The 18,258-nt window shown below is 46.2% G+C and carries 19 protein-coding genes; 3 read left to right on the top strand and 16 right to left on the bottom strand.

Going from position 1 to position 18,258, the window contains the following annotated elements; translation table 11 throughout:
• Positions 1-56: 56 nt before the first annotated feature.
• Complete coding sequence (locus tag RJ32_RS06960) at positions 57-692, top strand: cation transporter (RefSeq protein WP_034820582.1); 636 nt, start codon at positions 57-59, stop codon at positions 690-692.
• On the opposite strand, the gene RJ32_RS06955 is transcribed toward RJ32_RS06960, so the two are convergent.
• The 16 genes from RJ32_RS06955 to RJ32_RS06880 all read right to left on the bottom strand — a co-directional run bounded on the left by RJ32_RS06955 (position 689) and on the right by RJ32_RS06880 (position 15,208).
• Positions 689-1,045, bottom strand: a complete 357-nt coding sequence (locus tag RJ32_RS06955; protein ID WP_034820581.1) for a DUF6404 family protein — start codon at positions 1,043-1,045, stop codon at positions 689-691. The two genes, RJ32_RS06960 and RJ32_RS06955, sit on opposite strands and share 4 nt — an antisense overlap.
• A gap of 30 nt (positions 1,046-1,075) precedes the next feature.
• Entirely contained in the window at positions 1,076-1,540 is a 465-nt protein-coding gene (locus RJ32_RS06950; RefSeq protein ID WP_034820580.1) for an RDD family protein, read from the bottom strand.
• Between the two features lie 37 nt (positions 1,541-1,577).
• On the bottom strand, positions 1,578-1,814 hold the full coding sequence (locus RJ32_RS06945; RefSeq protein ID WP_034820578.1) for a hypothetical protein: 237 nt from the start codon (positions 1,812-1,814) through the stop codon (positions 1,578-1,580).
• A gap of 137 nt (positions 1,815-1,951) precedes the next feature.
• A complete protein-coding gene (locus RJ32_RS06940) occupies positions 1,952-5,083 on the bottom strand; it encodes an efflux RND transporter permease subunit (protein ID WP_034820575.1) in 3,132 nt (1,043 codons plus the stop codon).
• 10 nt (positions 5,084-5,093) lie between these two features.
• Positions 5,094-5,999 (bottom strand): efflux RND transporter periplasmic adaptor subunit, encoded by a 906-nt coding sequence (locus RJ32_RS06935; protein ID WP_034820571.1) that lies wholly within the window; start codon positions 5,997-5,999, stop codon positions 5,094-5,096.
• Positions 5,996-7,243: a TolC family protein gene (locus RJ32_RS06930; RefSeq protein WP_011234031.1), complete on the bottom strand. Its 1,248-nt coding sequence runs from the start codon at positions 7,241-7,243 to the stop codon at positions 5,996-5,998. Before RJ32_RS06930 ends, RJ32_RS06935 begins: the two co-directional genes overlap by 4 nt.
• 49 nt (positions 7,244-7,292) lie before the next feature.
• Complete coding sequence (locus tag RJ32_RS06925; RefSeq protein WP_235598926.1) at positions 7,293-7,619, bottom strand: hypothetical protein; 327 nt, start codon at positions 7,617-7,619, stop codon at positions 7,293-7,295.
• 67 nt (positions 7,620-7,686) lie between these two features.
• Positions 7,687-9,657 (bottom strand): hypothetical protein, encoded by a 1,971-nt coding sequence (locus RJ32_RS06920; RefSeq protein WP_034820568.1) that lies wholly within the window; start codon positions 9,655-9,657, stop codon positions 7,687-7,689.
• Between the two features lie 44 nt (positions 9,658-9,701).
• Entirely contained in the window at positions 9,702-10,412 is a 711-nt protein-coding gene (locus RJ32_RS06915; RefSeq protein ID WP_034820566.1) for a hypothetical protein, read from the bottom strand.
• Between the two features lie 196 nt (positions 10,413-10,608).
• On the bottom strand, positions 10,609-11,001 hold the full coding sequence (locus RJ32_RS06910) for a hypothetical protein (RefSeq protein WP_034820564.1): 393 nt from the start codon (positions 10,999-11,001) through the stop codon (positions 10,609-10,611).
• A gap of 47 nt (positions 11,002-11,048) precedes the next feature.
• The gene (locus RJ32_RS06905) at positions 11,049-11,693 is read right to left on the bottom strand and encodes a class I SAM-dependent methyltransferase (protein ID WP_034820562.1); all 645 of its coding nucleotides are present in this window, start codon (positions 11,691-11,693) and stop codon (positions 11,049-11,051) included.
• Between the two features lie 34 nt (positions 11,694-11,727).
• The gene (locus RJ32_RS06900; RefSeq protein WP_034820560.1) at positions 11,728-12,348 is read right to left on the bottom strand and encodes an HAD-IB family hydrolase; all 621 of its coding nucleotides are present in this window, start codon (positions 12,346-12,348) and stop codon (positions 11,728-11,730) included.
• 206 nt (positions 12,349-12,554) lie between these two features.
• Entirely contained in the window at positions 12,555-13,055 is a 501-nt protein-coding gene (locus tag RJ32_RS06895; RefSeq protein ID WP_011234038.1) for an arsinothricin resistance N-acetyltransferase ArsN1 family B, read from the bottom strand.
• Positions 13,056-13,121: 66 nt separating this feature from the next.
• Positions 13,122-13,574, bottom strand: a complete 453-nt coding sequence (locus tag RJ32_RS06890; RefSeq protein ID WP_016341293.1) for an energy transducer TonB — start codon at positions 13,572-13,574, stop codon at positions 13,122-13,124.
• Between the two features lie 159 nt (positions 13,575-13,733).
• On the bottom strand, positions 13,734-14,099 hold the full coding sequence (locus tag RJ32_RS06885; RefSeq protein WP_011234039.1) for a cupin domain-containing protein: 366 nt from the start codon (positions 14,097-14,099) through the stop codon (positions 13,734-13,736).
• A gap of 80 nt (positions 14,100-14,179) precedes the next feature.
• Positions 14,180-15,208, bottom strand: coding sequence for a hypothetical protein (locus RJ32_RS06880; protein WP_034820554.1), 1,029 nt, complete (start codon positions 15,206-15,208; stop codon positions 14,180-14,182).
• Between the two features lie 91 nt (positions 15,209-15,299).
• On the opposite strand from RJ32_RS06880, the gene RJ32_RS06875 reads away from it, so the two are divergent.
• Positions 15,300-17,630, top strand: coding sequence for a glucose/quinate/shikimate family membrane-bound PQQ-dependent dehydrogenase (locus tag RJ32_RS06875; protein ID WP_034820552.1), 2,331 nt, complete (start codon positions 15,300-15,302; stop codon positions 17,628-17,630).
• A 124-nt stretch (positions 17,631-17,754) separates the two neighbouring features.
• Positions 17,755-18,243 (top strand): hypothetical protein, encoded by a 489-nt coding sequence (locus tag RJ32_RS06870; protein ID WP_034820550.1) that lies wholly within the window; start codon positions 17,755-17,757, stop codon positions 18,241-18,243.
• The last annotated feature ends 15 nt before the right edge of the window (positions 18,244-18,258 follow it).

Genomic DNA, 18,258 nt, shown 5'->3' with positions numbered 1-18,258 from the left:
CCAACCAAGCACTTTTGCTAGTATAGCGCCAGCTAAAACCTATTCGGAGTTACTTTATGTCATCCTGCTGTGGCACCACCGCACAACAACACATCGACAAAGCACAAAGGACATTATTATGGACCGTGCTGGTTCTTAACGGAGTGATGTTTTTCGTTGAATTTATTGCGGGTTGGTTAGCAGAGTCCAGTGGGCTTATTGCCGACTCATTAGATATGCTGGCGGATACTCTGGTTTATGCAGTTAGTTTGTATGCTGTTGGTAAAGCCATAAAATACAAAGCCAACGCCGCCATTCTTAACGGCACACTGCAAACCGTGCTGGCACTTGTGGTTTTGGCAGATGTGTTACAACGTTTAATTTTTGGCAGCCAGCCTAACGCCAACATGATGCTCTGGGTTGCCCTGCTCGCTCTTGCCGTTAATATCGCTTGTTTCGCTTTGCTGTACAGCTCGCGCAATGGCGATATTAACATTCGTGCCAGCTGGATATGCTCGCGCAACGACATGATAATGAACGGCGGGGTAATTCTCTCAGCTCTGCTGGTTGCTAAGCTTAATATGGCCTGGCCGGACTTAGTCATAGCCACAGTCATTGCTTTAATTGTGCTGCGCTCTGCAATACGCATTATTCGCGATGCACGAGCAGTAAAAGCGGGTGAGAAAACTGACATTTCGGGGTGTTGCGGCTAACGTTCAGCGAGTTCCAGCCAGTGGGATAAGTGATTTCTTCGCGCACTGATGCGGTAGTAACAAGCCATAAAAAGGCCAAATAACACCCCGGCTAATAACGAAACTGCAATAGTCGCCGGGAAAGAAAGAGCGGTTGAGTTCCAGACAAAAAACCACATAATTAAGCCCCAGCCAATAGCAAAAAGAGAACCGAAACTCAGAGCATTACGCATAAAGCTATTATAATGCGGTGGTCTTGTTTTTTTTCCTAACCACCACATAAACAATAAGAACGGCGGCTCATAGTTAGGCCGCCAGATTTTGGAGTTTTCAAGTTCAGCCAGTGCGGCCTGCTTTTTTGCTTCAAAAGACATATTAAAAGTAGCCCTCTGTCAGTTTCTCTTTTATTCAGATCTAAACTCAAAAGGCCCTTTAGATTCGCTGCGGATCACTACGGTACCAGCTAATATATCGTGCCAGCCCTGCTTTTTGTCGCTAAAACCTATCCAGAAGAAGCCTAGAAAAACCGGAAGGATAGAGAGAATATAAGCAAAATAACGGCCGATGGCTTTCCCTATACTCAGGGTCCCCCCTGTATGCTCATCCACTACCCGTAATTTCAATATCATTTTACCGGGTGTTCCTAAGAACTTAATCCAGAAAAAGATAGTCAGTATGGCCGGTATAACGTAGTTAATCAGTACGTCCCAGAAGCCGTATATCAGCTTTTCACCTTGCCAGTACTCCTGACCGTAGATAAATCCAACGGGTATTGAAAACAAAATCACCAAGATAACAACGTCAATTAACATCGCTGCAAAGCGAATTCGAAACCCGGCGTACTTAGCGTATTCTTTTTTATCTTCCATTATTGTCCCTTTCCAATCCGTTTTTAATGATCGAGGCTTAATCATCAAACCGTTTTAGATAATGAAAAAGAACATATGTCCAAATAACAGCTGCGGGTATCAGACTAAAAGCAAGTTTAGGGTACACTTCAGAATTGCCGGTAAACTCAACCATACTTATTGCCAACCCTAGCCCCACACCGAAAAGTAAACTTAGAACGGAAAATAAAATGGTAAAGGCTTTGCGGTCGAATTTAGTTTCGCTAGCAGCTAATGCCTTCGCGCCTGAGTTCATGGTGTTTCCTTAATAGTCGCTTATAATCGGAACTTGATGTTTCAAGCATGTTAATAAAGTTAAACTTGCTTGTTAAGGGTAAATCAATAAAAAAGCGCGTTCGAGGTGAACGCGCTTATTCGGAAGCATTAATAAAATTACGTTTTCGCCTGTTTAAATCGATTTACCAAATAAAACAACGCGGGTAGAACAACCAGCGTCAGAAGCGTTGACGAAATAATACCGCCAATAACAACGGTGGCCAGAGGCCGTTGAACCTCTGCTCCGGTACCAGTATTAAATGCCATAGGAACAAAGCCCAAGCTCGCGACAAGAGCCGTCATCAATACCGGTCGCAGACGTTGTTGCGCACCCTCAAATACAGCGTCTTTCAGCTGTAAACCATCCCGAAGCAACTGTCGGATAAAAGACAGCATAACAACCCCGTTTAACACCGCGACGCCGGACAAAGCAATAAAACCGACCGCCGCAGAAATAGACAGAGGCATCCCTCGCAATGACAAAGCGAAAATTCCGCCAGTTAATGCAAGCGGCACTCCGGTAAAGATGATCAATGCGCTGCTTAAAGAACCGAAGGCGCTATACAGCAGACCTAAAATAAGCAGCAGAGTCAACGGAACCACCAGGCTTAAGCGCTGTGACGCTGACTGCAACTGCTCAAAAGTGCCGCCATAATCAATCCAATAACCAGTCGGAATATCCAGGTTTATGTTTAAACTCTCCTGAACCGCATTAACGAATGAGCCCAAATCGCGGTCAGTAACGTTGGCACTGACAATGACATTCCGTTTACCACTTTCGCGGTTAATTTGATTAGGCCCATTAGCTAAAGTCAGTTTAGCCACTTCACCTAACGGCACGTACTGTAGCTCTGGGTTATTTGCCGCAGGTACATCTACCGGCAGTTGTTTCAATTTTTCAATGTTCTGCCGCCAGTCATTGTCCAGCCGAACCAATAATTTGAAACGTTTGTCACCTTCATAAATAACCCCGGCCTGAATACCGCCTACAGCACTCTTCAGTGTACTTTGTACATCAGCAACCGTAAGCCCCAGCAACGCCAAATGGTCTCGCTTAGGCTCAACAGACAAGATAGGTAAGCCGGTCATTTGCTCAACGCGCACGCCGGAAGCCCCCGGAACCTCTCTGATAATAGCCGCCGCTGAGTCACCCAGTTGTTTGAGTTGTTCAAGGTCATCGCCGTATATACGTACACCAAGATCGGCCCGCACTCCCGCAATCAGCTCATTAAACCGCATTTCTATCGGCTGGGTAAATTCGTACTTGTTACCGGGTAACTCTTGTACCGCCATACGAATTTCACTGACCAGTTGCTCTTTCGTTTTATCCGGATTGGGCCAGTCTTTGCGTTCCTTCAGCATAATGAAGGTATCGGCCACGCTCGGTGGCATCGGATCCGTTGCCACGTCCGGTGTACCAATTTTAGAAAAGACGCGCTTTACTTCGGCAAATTCAGCAACCACGGCTTCTACATCTTTTTGCATATCGACCGACTGCTGTAAGCCTGTGCCCGGAATTCGCAGCGCATGCATGGCAATATCGCCTTCGTCCAGTTGCGGCAAAAACTCCGTTCCCATACGGCTTGCCTGAAACAAAGAAACCGCAAATAGACCGAAACCGATAGCAATAACAAACACCGGAAGTTTTAACGCACCTCGTAACACCGGTTGATAGGCTTTACGAGCGCCGCGCATGACTTTGTTCTCGCCGTGCTTAATATTGCCACGGACAAAGATAGCCACAGAGGCAGGAACAAAAGTGACCGAGAAAATCAAGGCACCCAGCAGCGCTGCAACTACGGTGAAAGCCATAGGATGGAACATTTTTCCTTCCACGCCGCTTAATGCAAATATAGGCAGATACACCAACATAATAATGAGAACGCCAAATACTGCCGGGTTAAATACCTCACGCGTGCTTTTTGCTACCTCAATCAGGCGTTCCTGAGTTCTTAACACCCTTCCTAACCGCTGTTGCGCATTACCCAGTCGTCGCAGAGCATTTTCCACTACAATAACGGCCCCATCGACAATAATGCCGAAGTCTATTGCGCCAAGGCTCATCAAGTTGCCGGACACCTTATTCGTGACCATTCCGGTAATAGCAAACAGCATACTAAGCGGGATAACGCATGCGGTGATCAAGGCCGCTCGTATATTCCCGAGCAGAATAAACAGAACCACAACAACCAGAACCGCGCCTTCAAAAAGGTTCTTCTCAACCGTGGCAATGGTTTTATCCACCAAGGTAGTACGGTTATAAATGGGCTCGGCGACCACGCCATCCGGCAAGCTTTGCTGAACTTGTTCCAGTTTTTCTGACACGGCTTGTGCCACTATGCGACTGTTCTCGCCAATCAGCATCATGGCGGTGCCCAGAACCACCTCCTCCTGATTCGAAGTAGCCGCACCGGTACGCAGTTGTTTACCCAGTTTGACTTCTGCGACATGGCGAACCCGAACCGGCGCATCGTCCCGCTTGGATACCACCACATTGCCAATTTCTTCCAGAGATTTTAACTGGCCCGGCGAGCGTACCAGCCATTGTTCCCCGTTCTTTTCTATGTAACCGGCACCAGCGTTTCGGTTGTTCAAATCCAAAGCTCTGAGTAAGTCCTTCATGGTCACTTTGTAAGCCAGCATACGACCCGGGTCAGGTGCCACCTGGTACTGCTTCTCATAACCACCGACACTGTTTATTTCGGTAACCCCAGGTACTTTTACCAACTGCGGTTTAATGATCCAGTCCTGTATGGTGCGCAGGCTTTCCGCAGTGTAAGGGTTACCCTCTGCGCCGGTTGCCCCGGGCTTTGATCTGACAACGTAGTTAAAGATTTCTCCCAAACCGGAGGCTATGGGTCCCATTGCGGGTTCAACGCCTTGCGGCAGCTCACCCCTAACTTGCTGCAACCGCTCGCTGATTTGTTGCCGGGCCCAGTAAATGTCAGTGCCTTCTTCAAATACCACGGTTACCTGAGACAAGCCATAACGAGAAATTGAGCGGGTATAATCCAGCTTCGGAATACCCGCCATAGCCGTTTCTACCGGGTAAGTGATACGTTGTTCTGTTTCCAGCGGTGAGTAACCTGGTGCTTCGGTATTTACCTGTACCTGCACATTAGTAATGTCCGGCACCGCATCAATTGGCAGTTTCATGGTGCTATATACACCAACAGCCGCAATCAAAAAGGTAGCGGCCACCGCTAACCAGCGGCGTTCAACCGCAAAGCGAATGAGTGCATCAATCATGATAGTCCCCTTAGTGGCTGTGCCCTGCACCCTGTTTGAGAATGTCGGCTTTAATCAAATAACTGTTGCCAATGACATACTCTGCGCCTGGCTCAAGCCCCGAAAGAACCTCCACGTAGTCACCCGATTTGCGACCGGTTTTAATTTCACTGGCTTCAAACCGATTGCCGTCGCGGATAAAAACCACGGTTTCTCCGTTCAAGTTCTGAATCGCATCGGACTCAACCGCGACATTGGCAGTAAAGGTGTCAGTTGTGACATCCGCTTTAACATGCATACCCGGCCGCCAATGTCCTGACTTATTGGGCAACACGACGCGTGCCCGAGCTATGTGACCGCCGGTCATCTGAGGTGCAATGTAAGATACTGTACCGCTTACCGTTTTATGGTGGTGTAAGTCATATACCTCGGCAGTCTGACCTTCCTGCATTGCTTCCACGTTTTCGGGAAAAGCTGACAACTCTACCCAAACTGAAGCGGTATTAATTACTTGAAATAAAGGTTGCTGATCAACCAATTCACCAACATTGGTAGAACGTTCAGAAACCTGGCCACTAATGGGACTGACTACATTAAACTTGGTACCTGTACTGACGTTTTCGACTACGGCAAGTACCTCGCCCTTTTCAACTGAGTCGCCGATATTGGCATTAAGCGAACTCACAATGCCTTTATAGCGGGCGCTAATATGCGCAATATTGTTATTCTCCGGGGCAATTACACCGAATACGGTTTGAGTCACAGCCATGCGTTGAGAGCTAACTTGCCCCATGCTCAGGTCGGCGTTTTCAATGGCTTTATCACTCAGTTCGGTATGCGACTTTTCATGGTGGTCATCTTCCGACGCGCGGGTTTGTTGGGTGTAACTACAGACAGCCAACAAAGCAGCTGCTAAAAAGTAAGTTGATAGTTTCACTGCTGTTCTCCTAAAAATGCTTGTCCGGTCATACGTTCCAGCTGAATGACATCGCTGTATATGGCGTGCTCCCGCGAAATTCTTTGATACTCGAGCTGAGCTAGCTCATTTTGCGCATCCAGCACCTGCAATAGCGAATGCGTACCGCGCACATAGCCCTGGTTCGTTTGTTCGACCAGTTGCTGTGCCAATGGCAATAGCGTGTCTTTCACTTTTTGTCGGTAGTTTTGATGGGTTTGCAGGCTGTTTATTAGCGCCAGTGCCAGCGAGCGCAACTGAGTTCGCACAAGTTTCTGCTGCTGCAGGTTCGATTGATGCAAAACCCGACGCTGCTGAATACGCCCAATATTAGGATCTTGCAGTTGCAATGGCATCGAAGCTTCAACCACAAAACCGGTATCATCCGACTGATTGTTGTAACGCAAGCCAAATCCGAGACTTAAGTCAGAGGTAGAGTCTGCTTCCAACGCCTTTGCCTGAGCCTGCAATAAGTGTTCGGAATCTAACAGGCGTAAATATTCAGGTGCCTTATTCACTGCATTTAGAACGTCGGATTGCTTCGGCAACTTTAAAGGGAAATAAAAAGTCCCCGAAACTTGGTTAAAGTTTGGCTGCTCAGCCCACATTGCACTGAGCTTTGCCTGCGCTTTAGCCAACTGGCCTTTCAGTTCTTCTATATCAGCCCGTTGGCTCTCTCGCTGAAGTTGGATACGGGTTACCTCAGAGTTTGGAACCGCGCCGGCATTTGCCCGCTCCTGTGCTGTTTCTAACAGACTCTCCGTACGATGGAGTTGCTGCTTGCTAAGGCTAATAAACTCCTGCAGCTTGAGTACCTGGTAAAAGCGTTGTGTTGTTTGTGCCAGCACCTCAATGCGCTGGTATTCAAACTCGGCCCGTTGCACTTTTTCTTCGGCTGTTGCCGCATTAATGCGCTGCTGGCGTTTCTCTCCTAACTCAATGACCTGAGAGAACGATAACGTCATTTGCGCATTATCCAAACCGGAGCTTTCACCAGAGCCAGCAAAGTTTTCAACTTCCAGTCCAACTCTCGGGTTAGGTGAAAACTCAGCCTGCAGAGTCAGTGCCTCGGCGGCCTGCTGTTGGTAATCGTACTTTTGTAAATCGGGGTTACTCTTCAGTGTGCGGTTTAATGCATCACTTAAAGTTAAATCTGACGCGGCAGCACTAACCGGAAACACCAATATGGCACCCAGAAAGACCACCACGAAGCTCAAACGCTTCATGTTTTTTCTCCAATTGTTCGCTATTTAAAAATGACGGTAGAAATGGAGATTAAGCGTTTGGTGGGGGAACCGGCGGTTGATGAGCTAAACCCTTATCAAAAATCACAGCGGTAGGTTGAGCTTCGGTAATAACGGGACAAGCAGAGACACTAATGCCATAACCAGTAATGCAACTAACGTGCGCATGAAACTGGTGGTCGTGCCCCTGCTCAAGATCTAAAGATGAAGAATTCGGGCTATGTTCCAAACCATGGTTTACATCAAAAACAACATCCACACTGCTGTGGCTTGCGTCTTCCATATGGCCAACCACAGACGCACAGGTAAAAAAGCTGTGTATCAGGATGACTGTAATGAGTAACCATGAGATTTTCATGCCCGCTACTTTATCGAACTTAAGCCGCGAACGCTAGCGCAGAGCAATAAAGCTATAAGCCTATAAATTACTTTGCGTTCTGCGTGCCAGTAGAATTCAAGTCAATATCTACGTCATAGTCGATAAATTTAGCCTCCCCCATATACCAAATTTCAAAGGTTTCGGGCTCGCCATAAAAATAGTAAACATCTACCGGTGGCTTGTTCCGACCATGAGCATACACAAAAGACTGCCTCGTTATTTCCTTGAGGTATCCCTTGTTATCCTTAACAAAAACCTCATTCCGACGACGTTCTTGTTCGTACGCTTTTCTTTTTATCGTTTCGCGCGGCTCAAACTCCGCGTAGTCAATAATGAGTCGGTTACCTTTTAGACTTACGCCTTGCGGCAATTCGTCTTTAGCATAGCTTTCTTTCGTCAGATTAGGTGCGATAAGCACCGGAAGCGCAGCTTTAAAGCGAGCAGGTTTAGTTGTGAACCTTTTTGGATAATAATCAATACTGTGCGCTTTAAAGTCATAAGCAAATTCAATACTCTCTAAGTCCGTGTTTTCGAGGCTCCCACTTTTCTTTAACTCAACTTCAGCGGCATCCTGCACTGGCTCATTATTTTCATCAAAGAACTTATGACCGGCCATTGCAGATGCCGCGACCCGGTTGCCACTTTCAATAAACACATCGCTTTGTACATTGGAGTAAAACCACCTTATAACTCCAGGAGTTTCAACATCCTGTCTTTTCGGGTCGTCGAACTCATATCCCCGGAAATGTAGTAGTGTCATTAAGTCTGAAATTTCTTGTGCATTTAATTCGGTACGGGATGCTGTAACAGGCAGACGATCATTGTAAACAGGAGCCGTTAGCTCAATCTCTGGTATATCACCCGAGCTAATCTCATAAGTCCGGGAATATGGCATATCAAGCACAGGAAGCTCTAACTCACGTTCCACTTTTTTGCTTTCTTCACCGTACACTAATAGCGTTAACAACCCTTTTTCTACTTGTCCGTTAAAGGCTCTGCCTAAGTATATTTTACCAGCGCGCGCCTCTTTACTGTCTTTTTGCCAGGCATCAAATTCTTTTTTTACAGCTTCTAAATCGATATTTCCCTGTTTAGCCTTTTCTATCACCTCTTCCAGCAGGTCGTTTTCCTGATAAACTTCAGACATAGGCCGACGTCGAGTTGACCGCCAGGCAAGATAATCCCCATTGGCTGTAACGGCCTCAGCAAGAACATCTTCATTCCCAAACAATTTAGCGGGGGCAGTGCCGTCTTCAGTACTAATTTCAACTACGTAATAGTCTTCCCCAAACTCCAGCACGTTAATTAAAAAGCCGTCCCGCTCCAGAGTTTCTCCAACATCTTCAGCGCTGAGTTCAAATGTAATTATCTGTTCTGGCAACTCTGCATAAAACTCTCCCTTTACAGCAACGGGTCTAGGGGACTTCTCATCGCGTGCCTCGGTGAAACAGAATTCTTCACGTGTATCGACAATATCGCCCAATGCCTGCTTATTATTTGCCATATCAGGAAAGCTCGCATATTCAGGGAAGCCCAGGGTATCACCGTTGTCGAAAATCATATTGGTGTATGTCAGACTGTAACGAAACGGAAACTCAAAGCCAGGCTTCAGAGTAAAACCCTGTTCGTTTGAATATTGCATGCAAGAGAGGTGTTTCCAACTGTTTACCGCTACCATACTTTGCAAGTACGCTTCGATCATTGTGTCTCTGTCACTGTATTGGTTTAAATGGAAAAACTCCGTCTGAGTGTATTCAACTTTTTCTATCCCAGCATAAAAGACAAAAACGTCCATCATCCATTGGAAGTTAGACATTTCCTGACCGTACAGTGCACGTCCGAGCTCTTCGTCCTCAAGCCCTTTTAATATTTCAAAACGGGCGTCGTGAAGTTCATCGCGTTGCTGAATTTGCTCATACACAGTTCGACCCTCCTGCTTAGCTTCCTTGCTGTCTGCACAACCAGCACTCAGCATTGCGCTGACAAAGGCAACACCCAAAACTTTGTATATATTCACTGCTTCCCTACCTACTTTAGTGACATAATCAATTTAAGTTACTGCTATTTGCCGGGTTGAAACCACCAGAACAAGTACGGATATTCTTCTAAAGCTTCCGGCGGCGGTTGCTGTAAAAAGCCATGACCCGGGTCAAGATCAAGCGCCCCGGTTTCCTGAACAATATCTCTAATTGCCTTAATGGATGTATCCGACTTAGCCTCTTCCAGCTGCGCTTCCTCGTGAAAAGACCATAAATATAAGCCTAATGCGGAATACCACAGGCTGACTAATTCAGGGTTACTCTGCTCTTTTGCCTCAACAATGACTTCTTTTGCCGTATCCTGAATAGCCATTTCCACCGGCGGCAATGCATCGTCGCCCGTAAGCAAGCCTGCTTCGACGAATTTCTGCCAGAGCGGTGAGCCGGCATCGCAATATAGGTAAGGTGGTTCAATGTAGCCGACGGTGGGGTTTGTCTCGCCGTTCCACTTTTCTTCAGGGTGAAGTCCAACAAAAGTAAACTCGCGTGCGCTATCGAAAAAGGCTTTATGCGCGGCGTAGTCAGGGTGTTGAGTGAGTTTAAATTGGTAAACAAAGTTGTGTTTCAACAAAGTGTCAATAACACGAAGATGAGTAAAACCAGTATCCCAACATTCCTGAAATTGATAGAGGTTGCAGAATAGCGAGCGCAGTTCCTGGCTCGTCTTTGTTTTCGACTGAGCCAGACAGTTAACCGACGACTCAACCAGGTCTTCAAACTCGTGCATCGACATAAGACATTCCCTTATTAGTAATAGCGCGGCTCTTCACAATACAGCTAACGGAAGAAAACTTACTATGCACCTTCCATTGGTACCGTGTTGTCATTTTGTAAACTGAGTTTACCCAACTTAATACCCAGCTCCAATACAGTTGTGGACACCTTTACAGAAACTTAACCCTAAGTTTCTGCATAACGGCCTGGAGGAACTAACGTATGCGACGAGCGCCCTCGTCCATTCCGGTCACTCTAAACTTCTTTCCAAGTGGTGCCCTGACAACGGGGTTTGATATCAATTCATCACCACAATAAATTCGCATGGGTAAACCAATATGCTCTTTACTCGCGGCTTTCCATTTACTCAGCGCATGGTCGGCCACTTCTATTGTCCATTGAACCGTATTATTGTCGGTAGTTGTATTTAACGAACTAAGGTCAGAACGCTCTAACAGTAAGGTATCCGGGGCTCCCTCACTCTTTGCTGGTAAATATAAGTTAAAATCACAGTACTTTTCTTTGTCCTCTGCGATCGCAGTATCGTCCGCATACGTGAAAGCACTTACCAATAAAGCAAGAACCAGAATGTATTTAAAATTGGTCAAGTTTTGTCCCTGTAACTGAGTCGGTAAAAAGTTTTCCAGCTTTCTAATTAAGCTTTGCAGATAATAATATTTATTATTTTATCAACGACTTCACCTGTATTACTCACGCCCTGCTCTGCATAATATTCCGCATTGAGTAATCTGAACCCCGCGTCTTGCAACAAGTTACAGGCGAGTTCCCTATCGTAGAGCTCAAAGCCATAAGGCACGAAGGGCAAATCTTTCATAAATGAACTATCGCCAAAAGCGAGACAGAATAGCCCCTGAGGTTTAAGAACACGTCGAATTTCCACTAAGTGCTCAAGTGGTTTGTCCCAAAAATAGAGAGTATGAACGGTCAGAACTTTATCGAATACATTGTTATCAAAATTGAGTTGAGAGGAATTGCCCTGCTGAAATGTTGCCTGCCCCGAAGTCACTATATCTTCGTTCATGCGTTTCGCTTCGGCAACCATATCTGCTGACCAATCAACGCCAGTATAGGAGAGGTTATCAGCCCGTTTGATTATGTCAGCAGCAAAAACTCCATTGCCGGGACCAATTTCCAGCAGTGACTCCGAATTTTGTAGGTTTAAAAGATCTATGCACTTTACGTTCAACTGACCGTTTGCACTGTTCATGTTTAAAGCGACTTCAGAGGCGTGCTCTCCACTAGGATGACGTAGTTGTGAAGCCAGAATTTGTGGATCCATTTGAGGTTACCCGTTAACAAATAATATTTTTATTTTACAAAGCATCGGAAGGCTCTGCTAATTCAGACATACGCTGCCACCTAAAATACTTTTCATCCGCTAATGCCAACATGGGCATGTCTTCTTCGGTATCACCATAGGCAAATATGGTTTCAAACGCGGACAAATCGAGGGTACGTTTAATCCCTTTCACTTTATTATCCAGACTGCAGTCGCCGGAGACATAACGGCCTGTCAATTTATTGTTTTTAAGCTCCAGTTCACTGCATATGAACTTAATACCCTGGGCATTACACCAAATCGATAAATATGAATTTAACGATGCTGACACCACATAAATTTCGTCGCCGCGCTGTTTATGCCATTCAATTTTTGCAAGCGCTTCTTCCCTTGTAACACTGGGCAAATAGTGTTCAGCAAACTCTTTTGCCGATTCTAAAACTTCAGGTGCCCGGCGGTTCCAGAATACAATTCTGGATAACGCAGGCCTCGTTCGTGAGGCTTTTAAAAGCCCCAATTTATGCAGAATAATAATTGGTGAGGCTAAAATCAGAGCAGCTATAACGCGGTGCTTAGGGGTTGCGTAAAGCAGGAACTTTGTGTAAGTGTCTTGGTTAGTTATTGTGCCGTCAAAGTCAAAGAGGGCTAAGTTCATAGTAACTTTATACAATTATTTTAGGTTTAAAAAATAATACAGAAAGCCAAAAGCTGCGGCAAAGCCAATCAGTACCATAGTTAATAAGAGTTTTGACTTCATAACTGATTTAAAGAAGGCAGCAAAAGTGGCAAGACCACTTACTCCAAGTGTATAGTTCACAAACTCGTCTTTTTCTCTCCGCTTCATCGTATACATAATGTCAGTTAAACCGTGATGATAGGTTTTATAAGCTGCCAGTACCCTACATCCCGCCATTCATTAAACTTAAAACCAACTTTTTCAAAATGAGCCACTTTTTTCATTCCCATTTTCTCATGTAGCGCGACACTTGACGGATTTGGAAGTGCTATACCGCCAATTACCGTATGAATTCCGTGTTCTTTGAGTCTGAGAAAAAGGGCTTCATAGAGCTTTTTACCAAGCCCTCGACCTCGCATCTGGTTTGCAAGATAAACAGTTACTTCTACTGAAAACCGATAGGCGCTTCGATCTTTCCATTTTGTCGCATAGGCATAACCAACGATAATCTCGTTGTCCAACACAACGAGCCAGGGCAAGCTGCACTCCTGAACGTCTTCAATTCTCTGCTGCATCTGGGAGCCTAAAACCGGTGTTTCTTCAAATGTAATCGATGTATTTTCGATATAATAATTATAAATATCGGCAATAGCATCTGAGTCACCTTTATTAGCATCTCTAATCATGTCTAGCGTCTATTCACTGGTAATTAATCCAACTTAATTAGTCGGTATTTTTCTAACTTCAATTTACTATTTAGCCTGCTTTTTCGGTTGGCAATTTTCTATATACTCGGAATCATCAGGCGCGACCTCTGTAGTAAAATCGAGCTGAATCGAAGTTACTACGGGAGTGCGTTCTATATTTTCCTCAGATGCTTTCCATTCCCATTGAGAAAGGGCTGCCGCTGCGTAATCATCAAAAACCCCTTTGGGATAAGACGATCGAATTTTATACCCCTCGGCACGGCCGTCAGAGCCTATGCCCACGATTAGATCAACACAGCCGGACACTCCATCTCTGGCCGCTGAAGCTGGATATTGGGGATTAACGCGCTTAGCTACAGTCCAATAGTTACCAACGAGCTCGCTGTGTTCAGCGCTGGATAAATCTAAAAACTGAGTATCTATCTTGTCTTCTTCAGTATTTGATGAACAAGAAATGACAAATAATGCAGATATAAAAACAATGGCAATTCTTTTCAATGTCCTCTCCCTAGGCTCAACTAACTTTCTCTGTTGCAGAACAGACTAAAATATACATAATTTATACAATATACTATACCTAAATAAAAGGAAGTTGACGTCATTCACCTATCATTCAGGTTGTTTATCGTGGTTCGGTGAAATAATTAAAAAAAATGCCTAAACCCAAACATCGTTCTTCGCCTTAAGCTCACCACCGGCCTCCCCTGTATTGATAACGCCACTTGGTTCAATCAGGAGTACCTGGCATTCACTCTCAGCAAAGGGTTTATGCTCTACACCTTTAGGTACCACATACATTTCGCCTTCCGCTAGCTGCACCACACTATCTCTGAACTCAATACCCATTTGTCCCTTGAGTACCAGAAAAACTTCATCGGTGTCTTTATGATCGTGCCAGACAAACTCACCCTGAATTTTAACGACCTTAATTTGATAATCGTTCATTTCGGCAACCACCCGCGGCGACCAGTGTTCAGAAAACTTACTCAGTTTTTCGGCAAAATTAACGACGTTTGATGACATTGGTATCCCCCTTAACCTTCTTTGTTTTACCGCAAACTGTTAATAGTGAATCACTCGATGGCTATTTCAACTGCCAATCATTAAGACCTTGCCTCCAACAGCTCCCGTAACGCCTCAGGAAGCAACTCACGCGACTTTTTGGTAATAGCTTTCTCATGCTTTTGCCAGAGGATGCCTAAGTAAATAATCCCCAGACCAATAGCAGTTAAAGCGGCTGGAAATAGCCAACTGTCCTGGAAAACATCCTGAGCTAAATAGCCAAGATAAAAACAACCGCCAAGGGCTCCAAGCACCACAAATACCCGACGAACCAGTAATACACCAACACCTATCATCAGAAGGTTTACGCAGAAATAGACAAATTTTGACAGTTCACTGTCTGATTCCATAAAAGATAGACCGCCCCAAAAAGCCAAAGCACCGAAGAGATAAATCCAGAAAGCGTAGTCAGCGGTATCGCGCGAACGAATGTCCACCCAGAATGCAAGACCTATCATTAATAACCCGGTGTACAGCGATACGAGTTTTCTTAGTTCCCAACTGATGTCACCGCCAGCAATCATGACGGTAATATCCATAGTCATATACCAAAGCGTCACAGCTATAGGCATAACTAAGAACGGATATTTGTATCTCCACGCCATAATGACACCCACAGCCAGGGTAGCCAGTTCCATGTATATCCAGTGCCACTTTATGTACCGGTGATACTCACGATAGACAGTTTCGTCGGGCCACACTCCCAACCATTGCTGGAGGCCATAAATAGCCAACGGCGTTAAGCAGACCACAAAGGTGGCACAGATTCCTGCGGGAATAGACAAGCTTTTAGCGGAGAAAACATGAGTAAGCTTTAAGCCAATAGCGGCATAAAGAACGGATATCAGAACAATGCCGGCGCCACCGAAAGATTCCCACCCCAGGTTCATAAACAGCGTCATTGCGCCAATAGCAATCAGCCCGCCCAGATAATACAGCACATGATTGAACGTAAACTGAGGCTTGTCCTGATGTTGCTCTTTAAAAAACTCAAAAAGAGCGTCGGCTTGCGAAGTAGAGATAATGTTTTTATCTGCCGCCTCGCTTAAGTTCTTCCTTGTAATGTTCATACTGTTCCTTCAAATTCAGCGGTGACTTGGTATTCCATCTGCTAGAATATCGCTCACATCTGTATGCATTTCAACATATGGAATCATTGCTATGATTTTATTCGCTATTCTAATTGCACTTCTTGGCCTCGCCTTAACAGTAGGCGGTATTTACCTGCTTACATTGGGTGGCAGCTTCTATTACGCTCTAGCAGGCGTGATTTTACTATTTAATGCCTGGCTTGGTTACAAACGGCATCCGTTAACCCGCACTTTGTTCGCTGTATTCCTGATCCTCACCATGCTGTGGTCATTATGGGAATCTGGGTATGACTGGTGGGCATTAGCACCCCGCATAGGTTTATTTTTGGTGCTTGCCATACCTTTGCTACTTTCCAAAGTGGCAGACAATGGCAGGCGCAAAGTATTGCTCCCCGTTTGGGCCGTTCTCGCGTTAATGACACTGGGCAGCCTTTTCGCGAACCCGCATGACTTATCCGGCAAATTGGATACTCAAGTAGACAGCGAGTCACCTAAACTGGGCAACTCTCCGGAAGGCAGTTGGTACGCTTATGGCCGGACGAATATGGGTCAGCGTTATTCGCCACTGGATAAAATCACCACCGAAAATGTGGGGCAGTTGGAAGAAGCCTGGCGTTACCGCACCGGCGACATGAAAGGGCCTAAAGACGTCGGTGAAACCACCTATGAAGCAACGCCATTGAAAATTGGCGATACACTCTATTTGTGTACACCGCACAATTGGTTAGTGGCACTGGATGCCGACAACGGCTCTAAACGCTGGGTATTTGACGCCAAAGTACCACCGGAAAGCCAGCGCCAGCATCAGACCTGTCGCGGCGTGTCCTATTTGCCACCCAGCTCCGGTGAAGCACCGTCTGCTGAAAAGCTGGATATAGCAGCCGAAACTCTGGCACCAGTTCAGTGTGACGCCGAACTCTTTTTGCCAACTTCTGATGCCCGCTTAATTGCGATTGACCCAACCAGCGGCGCACGTTGTGCAAACTTTGCCGATAACGGTGAACTGGATTTAACCCACAATATGCCCTTCAAACAAGCCGGTTATTATTACTCTACGTCGCCGCCAGTTGTAGCCAATGGCGTAGTGGTGGTTGCAGGCTCCGTAAACGACAACTACGATAAAAACTCACCTTCCGGCGTTATTCGTGCCTATGACGTAAAAACTGGCGAGCTGGTATGGAACTGGGATTCCGGTAACCCGGATGAAACCGCTCCTATTGCCGAAGATGAAGTTTACACTACCAGTTCCCCTAACAGCTGGTCGGTAGCCAGTGCTGATGAAGAGCTGGGTCTTATTTACTTTCCTATGGGGAACCGCACACCCGATCAGCTGGGTTGGTACCGCTCTGAAAATGAAGAGAAATATTCCAGCTCTGTGGTTGCGCTAAGCCTTGAAACCGGACAGGTAGAGTGGGTACAACAATTTGTTCATCATGACCTGTGGGACATGGATACCCCTGCCCAGCCGGTATTGCTCGACTTAGACACCGTAAGCGGAAGACAACCAGCTCTTGTGGTACCCACTAAGCAAGGCGATGTGTATGTGCTGAACCGCGAAACCGGCGAACCTATCTTCCCTATTACCGAAAAATCAGCACCTCAGGGAACGGTGGCTCCAGATAATGCCTCGCCAACACAGCCAATTTCAGCGCTAACCTTCCGTCCACCCACCATGACTGAAAAAGACATGTGGGGAGCGACGCCGCTGGATCAGATGATGTGCCGTATTCAGTTTAAGTCTCTACGCTATGAAGGCCAGTACACACCGCCATCAGAACAAGGTACATTGGTGTATCCGGGTAACTTCGGGGTCTTCAACTGGGGCAGCATTGCAGTAGACCCAAAACGTCAGGTTATGTTCGGTATGCCTTTATACCTGGCCTTCACACAAACGCTGGTTAGAAAAGACGGCTCCGACATGGGTCCGGCCAACCAGGGAGAACAAGGTCTGAACTCAAACGAAGGCGCGCCTTATGCGGTGGATATGAAACCTTTGCTTTCTCCTGCCGGCGTCCCCTGCCAGCAGCCCCCCTGGGGCTATGTGGCCGGTGTTGACCTGAAAACGGGCGAAACCGTGTATAAGCATAAAAACGGTACTGTTCGTGACCTGACACCGCTCCCGCTGCCAATTAAAATGGGCGTCCCCGGTATTGGTGACCCTATCATCACCGAAGGTGGTGTGGTCTTTATGGCAGCCGCTGTCGATAACTATCTGCGCGCTTATGACTTATCCACCGGTGAAGAACTTTGGCGTGCACGTTTGCCAGCTGGCGGACAAGCCACACCAATGACCTATCTGAACAGTCAGGGTGAACAAATGGTGGTTCAGGTAGCCGGTGGTCACGGCTCTATCGGCACCACTATTGGCGATTATGTAATTGCCTATAAACTCAAACGCTAAGCATTATATAGCAGCGAGTTGTAAGCTAAAGGCTATTTCTAAAGACGAACTAAAGTATTGGCAAACGTTGCCGATACTAAGGCAAATCTACGGAAATAGCCTTTAACCTTCTGGAGAGAGTGCCATGCCCATCTCTTTATACACGAAGACCGCCTCTTCCAGTGTGCCTTCGGTTAGTACTAAGCCGCTCAACACCACAACGAATAGCCAACCTGCGAGCGACAAAACCAGTAGCAGCGCCAGTTTTTATGTTGACCTGTCACCTTTGGTTAAAGAACTTACCTCTGCCTCTGAAAAAGGGGAAAGTTCCCTGCTTTCTAAGAAGGAAAAAATTGACGAAAGTAGCCTTCCCTCAGGGCTAAAAGACTTACTAAAACGGATAGCGGAGTACAGAGAAAAGCTTAAGGAGAAACAGCAGGAACTGCGGGACGTTATGAACGATAGTGCCCTGAGCGATGAAGAACGCAAGGCTCGAATAGACGCTCTGCAAAAGGAAATCAGTAGCTATAATACCGCACTTAGCCAGGCCATGCTCCAACTCGGCGAAACGGTTGATCAAATGGACTTAGATGACAAAGCAGTTGCGGAAGTGATGTCCTTGGTTATGTCTTAATGAAAATCCTCACTT

The organism is Idiomarina sp. 28-8 (genome assembly GCF_000320945.2).
GTDB lineage: Bacteria > Pseudomonadota > Gammaproteobacteria > Enterobacterales > Alteromonadaceae > Idiomarina > Idiomarina loihiensis.
The sequence above is the reverse complement of the archived record's forward strand: the minus strand, read 5'-3'. Positions and strand labels throughout refer to the sequence as shown.